The 16,958-nt window shown below is 27.2% G+C and carries 17 protein-coding genes and 1 pseudogene; 9 read left to right on the forward strand and 9 right to left on the reverse strand.

The features are described from left to right. The 3 genes from QM495_RS08595 to QM495_RS08605 all read right to left on the reverse strand — a co-directional run bounded on the left by QM495_RS08595 (position 1) and on the right by QM495_RS08605 (position 3,697). On the reverse strand, positions 1-516 hold the full coding sequence (locus QM495_RS08595; protein WP_408671695.1) for a hypothetical protein: 516 nt from the start codon (positions 514-516) through the stop codon (positions 1-3). An 8-nt stretch (positions 517-524) separates the two neighbouring features. Next, on the reverse strand, positions 525-1,403 hold the full coding sequence (locus tag QM495_RS08600) for an OmpA family protein (RefSeq protein ID WP_408671696.1): 879 nt from the start codon (positions 1,401-1,403) through the stop codon (positions 525-527). Between the two features lie 83 nt (positions 1,404-1,486). Next, complete coding sequence (locus QM495_RS08605) at positions 1,487-3,697, reverse strand: endonuclease MutS2 (RefSeq protein ID WP_408671697.1); 2,211 nt, start codon at positions 3,695-3,697, stop codon at positions 1,487-1,489. Between the two features lie 58 nt (positions 3,698-3,755). Here QM495_RS08605 and QM495_RS08610 point away from each other — a divergent pair, with 58 nt between their 5' ends. Both QM495_RS08610 and QM495_RS08615 read left to right on the forward strand, forming a co-directional pair. Continuing rightward, a complete protein-coding gene (locus tag QM495_RS08610; protein WP_408671698.1) occupies positions 3,756-4,421 on the forward strand; it encodes a uracil-DNA glycosylase in 666 nt (221 codons plus the stop codon). A gap of 52 nt (positions 4,422-4,473) precedes the next feature. Then, the gene (locus QM495_RS08615) at positions 4,474-5,190 is read left to right on the forward strand and encodes a hypothetical protein (protein ID WP_408671699.1); all 717 of its coding nucleotides are present in this window, start codon (positions 4,474-4,476) and stop codon (positions 5,188-5,190) included. Positions 5,191-5,373: 183 nt separating this feature from the next. On the opposite strand, the gene lipA is transcribed toward QM495_RS08615, so the two are convergent. The 6 genes from lipA to QM495_RS08645 all read right to left on the reverse strand — a co-directional run bounded on the left by lipA (position 5,374) and on the right by QM495_RS08645 (position 11,822). After that, on the reverse strand, positions 5,374-6,240 hold the full coding sequence (gene lipA, locus QM495_RS08620; RefSeq protein ID WP_408671700.1) for a lipoyl synthase: 867 nt from the start codon (positions 6,238-6,240) through the stop codon (positions 5,374-5,376). Between the two features lie 34 nt (positions 6,241-6,274). After that, a complete protein-coding gene (locus QM495_RS08625; protein ID WP_408671701.1) occupies positions 6,275-7,504 on the reverse strand; it encodes an NRAMP family divalent metal transporter in 1,230 nt (409 codons plus the stop codon). After that, entirely contained in the window at positions 7,501-8,067 is a 567-nt protein-coding gene (locus QM495_RS08630; protein ID WP_408671702.1) for an RNA polymerase sigma factor, read from the reverse strand. Before QM495_RS08630 ends, QM495_RS08625 begins: the two co-directional genes overlap by 4 nt. After that, a complete protein-coding gene (locus QM495_RS08635; protein WP_408671703.1) occupies positions 8,061-9,170 on the reverse strand; it encodes a glycosyltransferase in 1,110 nt (369 codons plus the stop codon). Before QM495_RS08635 ends, QM495_RS08630 begins: the two co-directional genes overlap by 7 nt. A 3-nt stretch (positions 9,171-9,173) precedes the next feature. Further along, a complete protein-coding gene (locus QM495_RS08640) occupies positions 9,174-9,362 on the reverse strand; it encodes a membrane or secreted protein (RefSeq protein ID WP_408671704.1) in 189 nt (62 codons plus the stop codon). A 345-nt stretch (positions 9,363-9,707) separates the two neighbouring features. Then, the gene (locus tag QM495_RS08645; RefSeq protein WP_408671705.1) at positions 9,708-11,822 is read right to left on the reverse strand and encodes an elongation factor G; all 2,115 of its coding nucleotides are present in this window, start codon (positions 11,820-11,822) and stop codon (positions 9,708-9,710) included. A 242-nt stretch (positions 11,823-12,064) separates the two neighbouring features. Between QM495_RS08645 and QM495_RS08650 the strand changes: the two genes are divergently transcribed. The 7 genes and pseudogenes from QM495_RS08650 to QM495_RS08680 form a co-directional block, all read left to right on the forward strand. Continuing rightward, positions 12,065-12,499, forward strand: coding sequence for a DUF2141 domain-containing protein (locus QM495_RS08650; RefSeq protein ID WP_408671706.1), 435 nt, complete (start codon positions 12,065-12,067; stop codon positions 12,497-12,499). Between the two features lie 10 nt (positions 12,500-12,509). Next, positions 12,510-13,067, forward strand: a complete 558-nt coding sequence (locus QM495_RS08655) for a methyltransferase family protein (protein WP_408671707.1) — start codon at positions 12,510-12,512, stop codon at positions 13,065-13,067. 65 nt (positions 13,068-13,132) lie between these two features. Then, positions 13,133-14,473, forward strand: coding sequence for a histidine kinase (locus QM495_RS08660; protein WP_408671708.1), 1,341 nt, complete (start codon positions 13,133-13,135; stop codon positions 14,471-14,473). 103 nt (positions 14,474-14,576) lie between these two features. Beyond that, on the forward strand, positions 14,577-14,870 hold the full coding sequence (locus QM495_RS08665; protein ID WP_408671709.1) for a 2TM domain-containing protein: 294 nt from the start codon (positions 14,577-14,579) through the stop codon (positions 14,868-14,870). Positions 14,871-14,874: 4 nt separating this feature from the next. Beyond that, positions 14,875-15,189, forward strand: a complete 315-nt coding sequence (locus QM495_RS08670; protein WP_408671710.1) for a 2TM domain-containing protein — start codon at positions 14,875-14,877, stop codon at positions 15,187-15,189. Between the two features lie 53 nt (positions 15,190-15,242). Then, a pseudogene (locus tag QM495_RS08675) lies at positions 15,243-15,972 on the forward strand (LytR/AlgR family response regulator transcription factor). A 527-nt stretch (positions 15,973-16,499) separates the two neighbouring features. Beyond that, positions 16,500-16,958, forward strand: a 459-nt coding sequence (locus tag QM495_RS08680; RefSeq protein WP_408671711.1) for a DUF2853 family protein, incomplete at its 3' end; no start/stop codon positions are given.

Consider the following 16,958-nt stretch of genomic DNA (forward strand, 5'->3'; position numbering starts at 1 on the left):
TTATTTTTCTTTGTTATTTAAATGTTCATAGGCTTGTCCAACCCAATCGTCACGCTCAATTCTACCCGGAAAAAATTTAATTAAATCGGTAATTTTAGTAATATCTTTACTGCTAAAATTACTAATTTGTTTAAATGTAAAAATTCCAATGTCATTTAGTTTTTCTTCAATTGATTTACCAATACCTTTAATATTTTGAAGATTATTTTTAGTTTCAAATGACGCTGTACCAATTCTATCAAAGTTTAACCCTTTTTCATAATCGTTTACAGGTACTGTTTTTACCATTTCTTTTCCTCCACGTTCAAAAGTTTTGGTAGCTCTAATTTTTGAAATATCATCAAAAACGTTTAAATCTTCGTGTTCATTTGTTTCAAATATAGCCTTCGATTTATTTTTTTTAGATTTATTCATAAAACGTCCAAAAAATAAACCAATTAAAAAAGCACCTAGCATCCAGAAAAAGATTTCAATGAGATGTACTACATTTGAATTTGAAAATATTGATAAAAGCATGACTTAAATTAATTAATTTTTAGTTCAATTCTTTTGTTTAATGTTCTTCCTTTTTCAGTAGTTTTATCAGCAATTGGTTTAGATTCACCTTTAGAAAAGGTTTCAATTTTAGCACTGTCTATTCCTTTTTTTATAAAATAATCTTTTAATTTATTTGCGTTGTTTAAACCAATAATTAAATTTTTATCAAAATACCCTAAATTATCTGTATGTCCAGTTATAGTCACTTTTTTTATTGAATATTTTTGTAAGTAAAATTTGAGTTTGTGTGTATATTTTATTAAATCTTTAGTTAAAACAAGGCTACCATTTACAAATTCAACATAAAGTGTTTTATGAGTGATTTTAAACTCAATGCTATCTATTTTATTTTGTCGTAAAGTATTGAAATTCATTTCAATACCATTATTAAAAATATTATTTTTATACGAGAAATTAGAAATTTCTCCAAAAATTTTAATTTTTGAAGAATCTATACCTTGCCTAATTAACTCTTGTCTAAGGAATTTTGCACGTTGTAATCCTAAATTTATGTGTTGTGTGTTTTTTATTTCGCTTTGAAGATATTTTCCTGAAATATGTAATTCTTTCGTATAATCATTCATTAAAAAATGTTGAATGCTATCTATTAAATTTGGAAATATTTTTACGTTTGAAACAGCGTAGTTATTTTTGCTTATTGTAAAACCTTCAGGGGAACTATAAATTATTTTATTAGAAGTGTCAGTTATTAAAAATAGTTTCTTTTTAAAAACGTTTTCTTTTGAAGAAGCTTTATTATCTAAATTGCAATAATTAAAATACGTATTATTTAAATAATAATGAGAAGTTAAAGCAATGAATGCCCATAATAAAAAAACCGAAAATGCTTTTAAATAATTTAGCATGATTTTATTTTAGCGTGCTAAATTTAATAATTAAATTGTTTGGAACAAATCTAAATTACTATAAATGACTTGTTTACTATAAATTATTTTATTTTTTTGGCAGGTTCAACTAGCTCAAGTTTGTTTAAAGTTGTTTTTGTAGTAAAAAACCCATAATTAATAAAAGCATTATTTTTTTCAATTTTATCAATTGTTCCACAAGAATTACTTCCTTCAATTCTAACTTTATCGTTTGTTTTAAAAATATAACTAGCTTTTTGTTTCGCTATTTTTTTTGCTGCTGTTTTCTTAATTTCTCTTACTTTTACGACTTCGACTAATACTTCAGACTCAATTTTTTTTAACTTTTTTTCAGCCTTTTGCTTTTCAACCTTAACTTGTTTTTTTTGTATTTTGGTTTTAGGTTTTGGAGGATTCTTTTTTAAATGCTTTGTTTTTTCAATAACTATCCAATTGTTAAAATCAGCTATCAACTGTTTTTTATTATTTGTTTGAAAGTATTTATGAAGTAATTCATTTGTTTTTCTTCCGTAAACAAGCATTTTCTGATTGCTATCATACAATTCTTGAAAGCTCTCTAATTTTTCCTGAACTTTTTGTTGTTTTTCATGTAAACTTTCAGTTTTTTCAATAGCTCTTGATTTCTCTTTATCTAGTGTTTCTGAAGTTTTTTGTAATTTATTACGTTCTTTTTGAAGCCTGGAAATGGTTTTGTCTAATCTAACTTTTTCGCCTTCAACACGTTTTTTTGCTTTGTTAATTATACTAAATGGAATTCCATTTTTTTGAGCAACTTCAAATGTAAATGAACTCCCTGCTTGTCCAATAAATAGTTTGTACATTGGTTCTAATGTTTTTTCATCGAACTGCATATTGGCGTTGGAAACATTTTCTAACTCGTTTGCTAAAACTTTTAAATTAGCATAATGTGTAGTAATTATCCCAAAAGAACCTTTTGTATAAAATTCTTCTAAAAAAATTTCAGCTAAAGCACCACCTAATTCAGGATCGCTACCCGTTCCAAATTCATCAATTAAAAACAATGTGTTGCTATTACATTTACGTAAGAAATTACGCATATTTTTTAAACGGTAACTATAGGTACTTAATTGATTTTCAATAGATTGATTATCTCCAATATCAGTTAATATTTTTTCAAAAAAACAAGTTTTTGACCGTTCATGAACAGGAATTAATAATCCACTTTGTAACATTACCTGAAGTAAACCAATGGTTTTTAATGCAATGCTTTTTCCACCGGCATTGGGTCCAGAAATAACTATTATTTGTTGTTTATTATTTAATTCTAACGTTTGTGGAACTGTTTTTAGTTGTTGCTCATTATTTTTTAATAATAAGATAGGATGATAGGCATCTCTTAAATAAATTCTTTTTTCTGAAGTTAATTTTGGTAAAATTCCATTTATTTTTTGTGCATATTTTGCTTTTGATGCAATAACATCTAATTTGGTTAAATAGCTTTGGTAACTATCTAAATTTGGTGAAAAAACTCTTAGTGAATTTGTTAACTCTTTTAAAATATGAATAATTTCTTGATGCTCTTCATACATTAAATTTTGAAGTTCTCGGCTAAATTGTAACGTTGCTTCTGGAGCAATAAAAACAATGCTTCCCGTTTTAGAACTTCCTACCAAACTACCTTTAACTTTTCTTCGGTGCATGGCGCTTACTGCCAAAACTCGTTGATTATCAATAACAGATTCACGTATTTCATCTAAATACCCAGCGTTGCTATATTGGCTTAAAGCTTTGGTAAAACTACCTCCAATTTTAGAGCGCACACTATTTATTTCATTTCTAATTTGCCTCAGTAGAGAAGATGCTTTTTCATCAACTTCACCATAAGCAGTAATCACTTTTTCTATATTTTGGACTATTGTTTTTTCATATTCAATTTCTTCCGAAGAATTATAAAGAAAAGGATAATAGTCTTTAAATTTTTTAAAAAACTGAAGCAATTCAAAAATAGTTGTGCCGGTATTTAAAATTTTTAAAAATGAAGCAGGTTCTAAATAACTATTTTCAATATTTAATAAGTGTATTTCCTTCTGAATATCATCAAAATAATGATTCGGAATTTTGTTATCATTTACAAACGAAGATAAATATTCATTAACTTGCTGTAATTCAGGTTGTAACTTTTGTATTGAAGAAAAAGGTTTTATTTGTAATGTTTCCATTTTACCTAAATCAGAAATACAAAATTCACTTACCGTTTTTAAAATGGTTGCTAATTCTAAATCTATTAATGTTTTTTCTGAAATAGTACTCATAAAAAATTGCTACTTTTGAAAGCTAGACAAAAGTATAAATTTAAGACGAATAGCCACCATGAAAGTGAAAATTGCTAAAAGCTGGGAGAATATTTTGCATCCAGAGTTTGAAAAGCCTTATTTTAAAGAACTTACTAAGTTTGTAAGAGAAGAATATGCTACCAATACTTGCTACCCAAAAGGGAATCAAATTTTTGAAGCATTTAATTTATGTGATTTCAACAATTTAAAAGTAGTAATTATTGGTCAAGATCCTTATCACGGAGTTGGGCAAGCACATGGTTTGTGTTTTTCAGTAAATGAAGGAATTACGCATCCGCCATCATTAATTAATATTTTTAAAGAAATTACTACTGATTTGGGAATTGAATATCCCAAAAGTGGAAATTTAGAGCGTTGGGCAAAACAAGGAGTTCTTTTATTAAATGCAACACTTACTGTTAGAGCTCATAATGCAGGTTCTCATCAAAAGAAAGGTTGGGAGCAATTTACAGATGCGGTAATTTCAAAAATTTCAGAAGAGAAAGAAAATGTAGTTTTTTTACTTTGGGGTGGATTTGCAAAAAAGAAGGGATTAAAAATTAATATAGATAAACATTGTGTACTAACTTCAGGACATCCGTCTCCTTTAAGCGCTAATAGAGGTTATTGGTTTAAAAATAAGCATTTTAGCAAAACAAATAACTACTTAAAAAGTAAAGGCTTAAATAAAATTAATTGGTGATTAATATCCTACTTTATAATTGTTATATTTACGTATAATTAATCTTACTAAAATGAAAAATAATATATTATTTTTAGCACTACTATTTAGTGTTTTACTATTGTTTTCTTGTAAGGAAAATGCGAATTACTCAAATATTGAAAAGAAAACTACTCAAACAGTTTCAAAAATTCATAAAATACAAATTATTGAATCTTTAGATAGTGGTAATTATACTTATATTAGTGTAAATGAAAATAAAGAAAAATATTGGATGGCCATTTCTAAAGCGCCTGTAATGGTTGGAGAAATTTATTATTATGATGGTGGAATGGTAATGAAAAATTTTGAAAGTAAAGAGTTACAGAGAACTTTTGATTTTATAACTTTTGCTGATAATATTAGGACTACAGAGGAGGCATCAGTAATTGCTAAAAAGAATCCTCATGCAAATACTAATAAAGTTGTAGAAGATTTAATAAAAATTGAACAGCCAAAGGATGGAACAACGTTAGAGTTTTTATTTTCAAATAAAAATTCTTTTAATAAAAAATATATTACAGTAAGAGGAAAAGTTGTAAAAGTAAATAATGGTATTTTAGATAAGAATTGGATTCATATTAGCGATGGTACTCAATTTAAAGATAAAAAAAGTTTAACAGTTACTACAAATGAGATAATTAGAGTTGGAGATACTGTTACTTTTAAAGGTTTAATAGCACTAGATAAAGATTTTGGATATGGTTATTTTTATGATATTTTGTTAGAAGATGGAAAACTGATTCAATAAAAATTATCATAATATTATTGTAAAAAAAAGTGCTATTAAAGCACTTTTTTTATTAATTAACTCAAAATTTACATAATGAAAACAAAGTTCTGCAAGTTCTTTGCTTCAAAGGAAATATTACAATTCCTATGCCAAAAATAATGAGTGATTGTTAATTAAAGGTTAAAATAGGTTAAGTTATTATTAAACTAAATGTCGTTGCGCTTTATATGAAGAACGTACTAACGCTCCACTTTCAACATATTTAAAGCCCATTTCCATCCCAATTTCTTTGTATTTATTAAACTGCTCAGGAGTAATAAATTCTATTACTGGTAAATGTTTTTTACTTGGTTGCAAGTATTGACCAATTGTTAATATATCAACTTTGGCATTTGCTAAATCTTGCATAGTTTCAATAACTTCAGCTTCGGTTTCTCCTAAGCCAAGCATAATTCCGGATTTTGTTCTACGCTGTCCTTGATCTTTCATGTATTTTAAAACTTCTAAACTACGATCGTAACGTGCTTGAATTCTAACTTCACGTGTTAAGCGTCTAACCGTTTCTAAATTATGTGAAATTACTTCAGGAGCAACCGCTAATAATCGATCAATATTTGTTTTATTTCCTTGAAAGTCAGGAATTAAAGTTTCTAAAGTTGTATTTGGATTTGCTCTTCTAATTGCATTAATAGTTTCGGCCCAAATAATAGAACCACCATCTTTTAAATCGTCTCTATCTACTGAAGTTATTACTGCATGTTTAATTTTCATTAATTGAATTGAGCGAGCAACTTTTTCAGGTTCTTCCCAATCTACAGTTTCAGGTCTTCCAGTTTTTACACCACAAAATCCACAAGAACGTGTACAAATATTACCTAAAATCATGAAGGTTGCAGTTCCTTCTGTCCAACATTCTCCCATATTAGGACAGCTACCACTTGTACAAATTGTATTAAGTTGGTATTTATCTACAATATTCCTTAATTCAGTATATTTTTTACCAACAGGAAGCTTAACTCTCAACCATTTTGGTTTTTGTATTTTATTTGAAATTTTTTCTTCAGACATTTTAATGAAAATTGACTGCAAAAGTACAAAGAAATTATAAACTAAAAAGATACCAAATGCTAAAACCAATTAAAAATAAGATTCCAAACCAACTTAGAATTTTAAGTTGTAGTGATGGTCTCCATTTTTTTGGTGTATGTTTTCCAGAAATTAATACATAATTAATAATTGCAAAAAAAGGTGCAGTTAAAAATGACAAAATTGTTGCAATTTTAATAAGAACACCCATTTCCGACATAAAGAAGATTAAAATTAGGATAGTTCCTAAGGCTAGAAAACTAATCCAAAACCAATACATGTTTTTGAAAGATTTACCGGTTAATAAATCAAACGCTTTTGTCATTGCTCTAGGTGAAGCATCTAAAGTGGTAATTGTAGTGCTAAACATTGTTGTAAAGGCAGCAGCTGCAATAAAAATATACATTTCTGGGCCTAAATTTTTAGTGTAAAGTGTAATTAATTGTTGGGAAAATTGAACAGCACTTCCACTAAATGTTTCTCCTGAATTAAACATAACAAGTGCTCCTAGTGAAACAAAACAAATGCCTAAAATTAAGGTGGCTGTAAAACCAATATTAAAATCAAAAATGGCTTCTTTTGTGTTAAACTCAGTTGTTTTGTCTTTTTGCTTTTCAATAGCCCACAAAGATTGCCAAATAGATACGTCAAGTGGTGCAGGCATCCAACCTAAAAAGGCAATTAAAAAACCAACTTCAATACTTCCTTTTGGTAGAATTTGAGTAAAATTAGGTATGGTACTTGTATTTATATAGGCTAAAATTAAAGCTATTATTGTACTAAGAGTTAATGTTATTATAATAATCTTCATTAAATTATCAAGTAGTTTGTATTTTCCAATTATTAATAAAGAAATACAAATTAGGGTAATTATGATACTCCAAATAATTGGGTTAGTTGTTATTCCAAATAAGTTTGCTGCTAAACCTGCCGTAACAATTGTAACTGCAGCTTGTATAGTAAACATAGTTGCTAAGTTTAATACAAAATAGGTGAGGAGAACACCTTTTCCTAATCGTTTATAGCCATCTAATAAACTTTCACCAGTTGCAGTTGCATAACGCGGACCAAATTGAAAAAAAGGATATTTAACTATATGAATAAGAACCAAAGCCCAAACAAGTCCAAAACCAAAATCGGCTCCAGCTCTTGTAGATTGTACTAAATGTGAAACTCCAATTGCTGCTCCTGCGAAAAGTAAGCCTGGTCCCAATTTTTTTAGCCAGTTTAAATTAGGAGTAATCAATTTTTTTTGGATTTAGTTATAATTTCGGCCAATAAATTTTTCGCTCTTAGTAATTTCACTTTTATATTATTCATGGGTTCATTTAGTGTGTCTGCAATTTCTTTATAACTCATTTCTCTAAAATACCGAAGGTTTATAATTTCCTGATAATGAGGCTTTAACTGTTTAATGTAGTTTCGTAATTGCACTAAATTTTGTTCAATAATTAATTGATCTTCAGCAGATGGAGATTCATCGAAAATTTTATAAGCTTCAGATTCTTTTTTGTTTATTGAGATTGTTTCTGTCCGTTGTTTTCTTAAATGGTCTAAAAAAATATTTTTTGAAATTGAAATTAACCAAGTTTTAAAATTATAGCGTTCGTTATATAAATGAATTTTATCAAATGCTTTTGAAAAAGTTTTAATAGTTATATCTTCAGCTTCATCTTCGTTTTCGGTCTTTAAAAATTGAAATCTATAAACATCACTCCAATATGTATTTAGTAAAGTATTAAAAGCTTTTTGGTCTTTTTTTCTAGCTTTTTTAATTAAATCAGTAATATCAATATTTTTTTTTACCAATGTGTAGGTTTTGAAATAAGATTTTTGATAAAGATAAACATTTGTGTGATAATTAAAAATAGTTCTAAAAACGGTGAAAGTAGTATTAAATCTTTTTCATTTAATTTTTTTGCTGAACTTCCTATAACTAAATATTGAATTAAGATACGACTAAAAACCAATATTAAAACAAGTTGCCATTTGTGTAAAATACTTATAAGAAGAAGACTTAAAAACCAAAATAGAAATTGTGAACCATAAAATATACCTAATAAGAATTTATGATAACTTTTGTAATGTGAAGCAGTAGAAACATGCCTTCTTTTTTGTTGAAGCCATTCTTTAAACGTATTCTTTGGAGTGGAGATAGTAAAACTATTTTTTGAATAACAGTTAACCGTATTTTGGGTTGTAGCAACTTGATTAATAAATAAATCATCATCTCCCGATTTAATTTTTATATGAGTTACAAAACCATTGTTTTTTAAGAAAAGTGTTTTGGTGTAAGCTAAATTACGGCCAACTCCCATATAAGGGATTCCAATTTTTGAATATGAAAAATATTGAATTGCAGTTAGTAGTGTTTCAAATCGTATTAACTTATTTAAAAAAGATTTTTCTGTTTTTTCATAAGCTCCATACCCTAAAATTAGTTGATGTTGATTGTTAAAATTAGTAACCATTTTTGAAATCCAATTTTTTGAAATTGGTTTACAATCAGCATCAGTGAATAATAAGTGTTCGTGTGTTGCAGCTTTAATTCCTAAAGTAAGTGCATATTTTTTACTGCCCCAAAATTGCTCATTAGATTTTACATCAATAATTTTTATTTTGGTTGGAAATTCTTTTTTGAATTTTTTTAAAACATCTAAAGTAGTATCCTTTGAACAGTCATTAATTAAAACTAACTCAAAAGTATTATAATTTTGTTTTAGTAAAAAAGGAAGGTTTTTGCTTAAATTTTGAGCTTCATTTTTTGCGCAAATTACTACTGAAATAGGTTGATTAAAGTTGCTTTTTAATATTTTTTTTTTACGAAAAGCAAAGGAACCGAAAATAAAAATATAATAAATAAATTGAATACAAAAAACTACTATGAAAGCAATAAATAAGTATTCAGCCATTTATTATTTTCTAGTACATTGATGATCAGGAACTTTTCCACAATATCCACAGGCTTCACCTTCTTTATTTAAATGTGGGTTCTGACTTGCACAAGTTCCAGCAAATTTACCTTCTTTTTTTAGCCAAAGTTTAATTGCTAACCCAGCAACACCTAAACTTAATAATCCTATAGTAATAAATACAAGTTTCATATGTAATAAATTATGATGCAAATATACTTATTTCTAAACTATGAAAAGTTAAATATGTTACTTTAATATGAGTTATGTAATATTTAACAAAAAGACTAATTAAATAAATTATAGTTACTTAATTAACCAATTGTTAATAAGTTTCTTTGATTTTTTGTTAAAAATATTGTTAAATTTGAATTCAATTAATATTTCTTTTTGGAGTTTCTTGTAGTATTTAAACCGACTAAAAAACTTTAAAATTATAAAATTTATTGAATTAATAAATATTAATTGAATCCTACTAACTAAAAAGCCTCGTTTAAATTAATTTAGACGAGGCTTTTAAAATGAATTAAAGTTATATTAAACTTTAGCTTCTTTTTTAATTAATTCTTCTTGTACATTATTAGGAACTAATTCGAAATTTGAAAACTTAGTGCTAAAACTTCCTCTACCTTGAGTTATTGAACGCAACGTAGTTGAATATTTATACATTTCTGCTAAAGGTGTTTTTGCTTTAATAGTTTGATATTTACCATCACTATCCATTCCTAAAATAATTGAACGTCTTGATTGTAAATCTGTCATTACATTTCCCATTAATTCTTCAGGAACTTTAACTATTAGTTCATGAATTGGTTCTAATAATTTAGGTTTAGCATTTAAAAAGGCTTCTTTAAATGCGTGAGCTGCAGCAATTTTAAATGAAATATCGTTTGAATCTACTGCATGCATTTTACCATCAAATAACATAACTCTAATATCTCTTGCGTAAGATTTTGTTAGTGGTCCTTCTTCCATAACTTCTAAAAATCCTTTTAAAACTGCAGGTAAGTAACGTGTATCAATTACACCACCAACTATACAATTATAAAACACTAATTTTCCACCCCAATCTAATTCAACTTCTTCTTTTTTTCTAATGTTGAATCCTTCAGGTTCTGGCATGCCTTCATACCAAGGTTCAATTTTTATGTGTACTTCACCAAATTGACCGGAACCTCCAGATTGTTTTTTATGTTTGTAGCTAGTTGTTGCTGAACGTTGTATTGTTTCTCTATACGTAATTTTTGGTTGTTCAAAGCTAGCTTCAATACCGTATATTTTTTTTAGAGTCCAATTTATAGTTGCTAAATGTAACTCTCCTTGACAAGATAAAATTTGTTGCTTGAGTTCTTTAGAATACTTGATAATTACTGTTGGATCTTGACTTTTAATTTTTTTTAAGGCTTCATTTAATTTTTCTTCATCATTTTTGTCAACAGCATTTACACTTTTATTTATTCTTGGAGATGGATAAACAATGGGTTTTATAGTTATATTTGAACCTTTAGTCCTTAAAGAATCGTTTGTTTCAGTATATTTTAATTTTAATGTAGCACCAATATCACCTGCGCTTAATTTTTCAACAGGCTCACGGTTTTTACCATTTATTATAAATAGTTGATTTAAAATTTCGGTTTCTTCATTTCTTGAATTTTCTAACTTATCATTTTGTTTAACTTCTCCAGATTTTACTTTAAAGAAACTAATTTGCCCTAAGTTTGGCTCATATAAAGTTTTAAAAACAAATAATGATGTTGGTGCATCAGCTTTACATTCTACATCATTACCTTCAACACTTTGTTCTGGTTTTAAATCGGCAGCAGAAGGAGCAACATTATCAATAAAGCCCATTAATCTACCACTTCCCATATCATTTAATGCAGAAATACAAAAAACAGGAAATAATTCATGATTTAGCATCCCTTTTTTAATTCCTTCACGCATTTCATCTTCATTCAGTGACCCTTTATCAAAATAAAGTTCCATTAAATCTTCATCATTTTCGGCAGCTTTTTCTACCAATTCATTGTTGAGTTTATTTGCTAGTTCTATTTGATCAGCTGGAATTTTTAATTTTTCTGGTTTTCCACCTTCAGGACCAAATTTGTACATTTTCATTTTAAGTATATCAATAATGCATTGAGCACCATCTATAACTAGAGGATATTGAATTTTAACGGCATTGTTTCCAACTAAGTCAATAATGCTTTTAAAACTCTCATCAAAATCAGCATTTGGACTGTCAATTTGATTGATAACAAATAGTGTTGGACGAGAAAAACGATCTACATAATTCCAAATAATTTCAGTACCAACTTCAACACCTTGTTGTGCATTTACTAAAGTAACAACTGAATCTGCAACACGCATAGTTGAAGCAATTTCACCAATGAAATCATCTAAGCCAGGAGTGTCAATAATGTTTATTTTGTAGTTGCGCCATTCAGTATGTAGTGGAGTGGCAAAAATGGAAGTTTCTCTTTCTTGCTCAATTTCGTGATAGTCTGAAACAGTGTTTTTGTTTTCTACACTACCACGGCGTTTGACTAAGCCAGCTTCAAAGAGCATTGTTTCTGCCAGTGTAGTTTTACCACTCTTATGAGCTCCTACAAAGGCAACGTTTTTAATGTGTTTATCATCGTATATTTTCATAATTTAACTGTTTTTGTGAAAAGTTTTATAAAGTTACAAACTTTTTAATTTAAAAATATGACGAATGTTAGTGTTTTTGTAAAACTATTTTACTTTTTACAATAAAAAATTATTTATAGACTTCCAATTTTACAATTCATCTATCATAAATAACAATTCGGCTAAAATAAATTTAATTACACTTGCTTTTATATGACTTTTGAAGTGTAAAACAATAAAAACTAAATTAAAATTGAATTATTATGCAACACATTATTTTAACAATCGCATTATTTTTTTCAACATTATTCTTTGGGCAAACAAAAGTGAATGAGAATAATTTTGAAGGAAATAAAATTACCGTTTCTGTAGTTAACGTTTTAAATGATAACGGGAACATTCATTTTGCATTTCATAATGAAAATACTTTTATGAAAGCTACACCACTTTATGCTAAATCTTCAACTATTGAAAATGGTATTTGTACAGTAGTTTTTGAAAATATTCCTGAAGGCGAATACGCAATTTTATGTTTTCATGATGAAAATAAAAATGGTAGAATGGATTTTGATGAAAGAGGAATTCCTATTGAAAGTTATGGTACTTCAAATAATGTAATGAATTTTGGACCTCCTCAATTTGAATCAGCTAAATTTGAGGTGTTTGGTAAAAATATTAAATTAGAGATTAGGTTTTAATTTATTGATTATGAAATTTTTATTTATAGGTATTTATGCTTTTTGGTTTTTATCTGAAGTTATTTTAAGGATGTTATTACATTCAAAAAATAAAGAGTTTAAAAGTAAAGATAATAGTACTTTAAACTTAATTTGGGTATTAATCTTTCTCGCAATTTTTTTAGCGGTTTATGCTTCTAATTTTAATTTTTTAATAACTAAAGATATAACAATATACTATGTTGCACTTTTATTTATTTGTATAGGAATTATTTTAAAATTTGCAGTAATTGCAGATTTAGGAAAGTTTTTTACAGTAGATGTTACCATTAAACAAAATCACAAACTTAAAACCGATGGGTTTTATAAATATGTGAGGCATCCATCTTATGCGGTTTCATTATTATCTTTTATTGGGTTTGGATTGTCTTTTAATAATTGGGTTTCATTGATAATTTTAGTTGTAATAATTTCAATTGCATTTTTGATTAGAATTAAAACTGAAGAAAAAGTATTAATTGATTATTTTGGAGAAGAATATTTAAATTATAAAAAAAATACTAAAAAATTAATACCATTTATTTATTAAAAATATTAATAAATTATAAACTATAAAGGAAGTATATTAGTACTAAATTTTTTACCACAAGTAATATGAAATTTAAAATCCATTACATATTTAAAGTATCTTTAATTATAGCACTATTTATTTTTGTTATTGAGAGAATGTTGTTTGCCAACGGATTTAATTTACCAATTAATGAATTAATTTTGTCATTTTCCATTCAATTTATGTACGCATTTGTACTTTCTTTAATAAATTTTTATTTCTTTTATTATTTAGGTGAAAAAGTAAATTGGAAGGGTTACTCAGTAAAACGATTGATTATTGGTGTATTGGGTTCTATAATTTTAACAATGATAGGATTAATAGTACTACGTTTTATTACAGTAGTTTTTATTTTAGGAAAACCTATAGCACAATTTATAAATGATAAAAATGCCAGTACATATTATATTTTTGGATTAATTATTACGTTGGTGGCAAGTTTGTTTTTTCACGCTATTTATTTTTACAAAGCATTAACTGAGAAAAAAGTAAACGAACAACAAATTGTAGCCAAAACAGAAACTGCAAAATATGAAACTTTAAAAAGTCAGATAGATCCACATTTTTTATTTAATAGCTTAAATGTACTAACATCTTTAATAGGAGAAAACCCTAAACAAGCCGAAAAATTTACAACTAAGTTATCTAAAGTGTATAGATACGTTTTGGAACAGAAAAGTAAAGATTTAATTAAATTAGATGAAGAATTGCACTTTGCAAAAACGTATATGGAATTATTAAAAATGCGATTTGAAAATGCAGTTACATTTGAAATTCCAGAAAAAGCTACGAATTCTGAATTAAAAATAGTACCATTATCGCTTCAATTATTATTAGAAAATACCATTAAGCACAATGTAGTTTCAGAAGAAAACCCACTAAAAGTAACAATAACTGAAGAAAGTGGATACTTAATAGTTTCAAATAATTTCAACCCTAAAGCAACACTAGAAAAAGGTACAAAAGTAGGTTTGAAAAATATAATTGATAGGTATCATTTAATTACATTAAAAAAAGTTTTGGTTGAAAAATCTTCCAACAAGTTTATTGTAAAATTACCATTATTAACACAAAAAATTAAAACAATGAAAACATCAAATACACAACAAAATAATAAATATTTACGAGCTGTGGAGCGTGTAGAAGAAATAAAAGGATTTTATGCAAGTTTAATTGCGTACTGTATTGTTATTCCATTTTTAATATTTATGTATTTTAAATACACGCCGCATACTATACAATGGTTTTGGTTCCCTGCGTTTGGTTGGGGGATAGGTTTAACCATTCAAGGGTTTAAAGCATTTAGCCCTGTCTTTGGAAGTAGTTGGGAGGATCGGAAAATACAAGAGTTTATGAACGAGGATGACAAACAATATTGGGAATAGGATTGAGTGTAAATAAAATATTCAGTGAACATTTTTAACGAAAAGACTAGCTGGTGCGTTGGCAAATACAACGATTATTTATAAATAGTAATAAAACAAAATTATGAGAACAAGTTATACAGAAGAAGATAAGTATATAAGAGCAAAGAAAAAAGTGGATAATTTAAAGGGATTCTATTACAATTTGTTATCGTACTGTTTAGTAATTCCTTTTTTAATTTTTATAAACTTAATGACAGCTCCAAATTATTTATGGTTTTGGTGGCCAATGTTTGGTTGGGGAATTGGTATTGCGTTTCACGCATTTGGAGTGTTCAATCATAAAATAGGACTAGGTAAGGATTGGGAGGAAAAAAAGATTAGAGAGTTTATGGATAACGATAAAAATAAATTTTAATAGTATGGAAACTAATTATACAGAAGAACAAAAATATTTAAGAGCAAAAAAGAAAGTGAAATCTATTAAAGGATTCTATGTACACTTTATGGTTTACTTATTGGTAAATGCATTTATTTTATTATCAAGAGCCTTATCAGATGGTGGATGGGAAGTTTTTTGGGAATGGCAATCGTACAATACACCTATATTTTGGGGAATCGGATTAGCTTTCCATGCGTTTGGAGTTTTTGGAATGGATATTATTTTAGGAAAAAATTGGGAAGACAATAAAATAAAGGAATTAATGAATAAAGATAAAAGAGATACTTGGGAATAAGATTAACTTTGAAAAGTAATTTAATTAATCTAGTAAAATCATAAAAACTAAGTATGAAAGTTGTTATTATTGAAGATGAAAAACCTGCAGCTCGTAGATTAAGTAGAATGTTGAACGAAATAGGGATTGAACCTTTAACAATGTTACATTCTGTTGAAGAAGCTGTAAACTGGTTTTATAATAATGAACACCCAGATTTATTATTTTTAGATATTCAGCTTTCGGATGGTTTATCTTTTGAAATTTTTGAAGAAATTGAAGTTAAAAGTGCTATTATTTTTACTACAGCCTATGATGAATATGCTTTAAAAGCTTTTAAATTAAATAGTGTAGATTATTTATTAAAACCTATTGACCTTGATGAACTAGAAAACGCCATAAATAAATATAAAAAAATACATTTGGCAAGTACTAATTTGGCATTTAATTTTGCCTTTAGAAAAAAACTATAAAAAAAGATTTACGGTTAAAATTGGTCAACATTTAAAATTGATTTCAACTGCTTCAATTGAATGTTTTTATAGTGAAAATAAAACTACAAATATACATACAACAGATACTAGAAATTACTTAATAGAAGATACTTTAGAGCAGTTAGAGCAGCTTTTGGAACCTCAAGTATTCTTTAGAGTAAGTAGAAAATATATTGTAAACATTCATACTATTAAAGATATTATTTCATACTCAAATAGTAGATTGAAAATAGTGCTAAATTCATTTAATGAATCTGAAATTATAGTGAGTAGAGAACGTGTAAAAGATTTTAAAAACTGGATAGGGTAAATTTTATAGCGATAATACAACACAACGTCATAACGAGGAGTGTTAGCGACGTCGTTATCTCATTCAAAATCGACAGATGATGAAACAAAAAGTTCAGCATGGCAAAATACAACGTCATTTTCAGCTTGACTGAGAATATCTTAAATAAGTATTTGGATATTAATAGAAAGAATGCCTAAACTTTGTTCAGGATAAAGAGTTAAAAAATATATTACCAAAAATGACTTGTCACACTGAGCTTATCGAAGTGTTTTAAAATTGAAATTAAAAGCCTTTAACAGGCTCAGACTGACAAAATAAAATACGTTACATCTAGTTTGATAGATAATCTCACCATAAAAACTTCAACCTTCAAATTTTCAGACAATTACCATTGTAATTTACAATACTTTTCACTAAATTTGCACTCCTTTTTACGAGAACAGATTTTAAAAGGAATTTAAGATAAATAGTTATAAATAATCTCTTAAAGTTAATATCGTGTAAAAATCTGATTAACAATAAGATACAAAAATTAAATTGGCAATATGTCAAAATTACAAGAAAAAATTGAGCTTTATACAAGTGAAGCCGAAAAGTTAGGATTAGGTTTAAACGCAGAGTTATTAGCAGCTGTAACTAAAGGATTAGGTCCTTCAATTTACAAAGATGATGCTGAGAAAGTATCAAGTTCCGACAAAAAAGAATTAGAAACTGTAAAAAAGAACTTTTTAATTAAAAAACTAGGTTTAGAAGACAGTGAAAAATTAGGTGCTGCTATTGAGACTACTATTGAGAAAATAGGAAAGTCTAACAAAAATAAATACAGAGCTATTTTTTATACAATTTTAGTGGAAGAATTAGGAATGCAATCTGTTTATGACGCAAAGCCAGTTGAAGAAGCTCCAAAAGCGAAAGCTAAAAAAGAAGTTGCTGAAGTAGTTGAAGAAGCTCCAAAAGTGAAAGCTAAAAAAGAAGTTGCTGAAGTAGTTGAAGAAGCTCCAAAA

Origin of the sequence: Lutibacter sp., assembly GCF_046055765.1 — a bacterium.
Classification (GTDB): Bacteria; Bacteroidota; Bacteroidia; order Flavobacteriales; family Flavobacteriaceae; genus Lutibacter.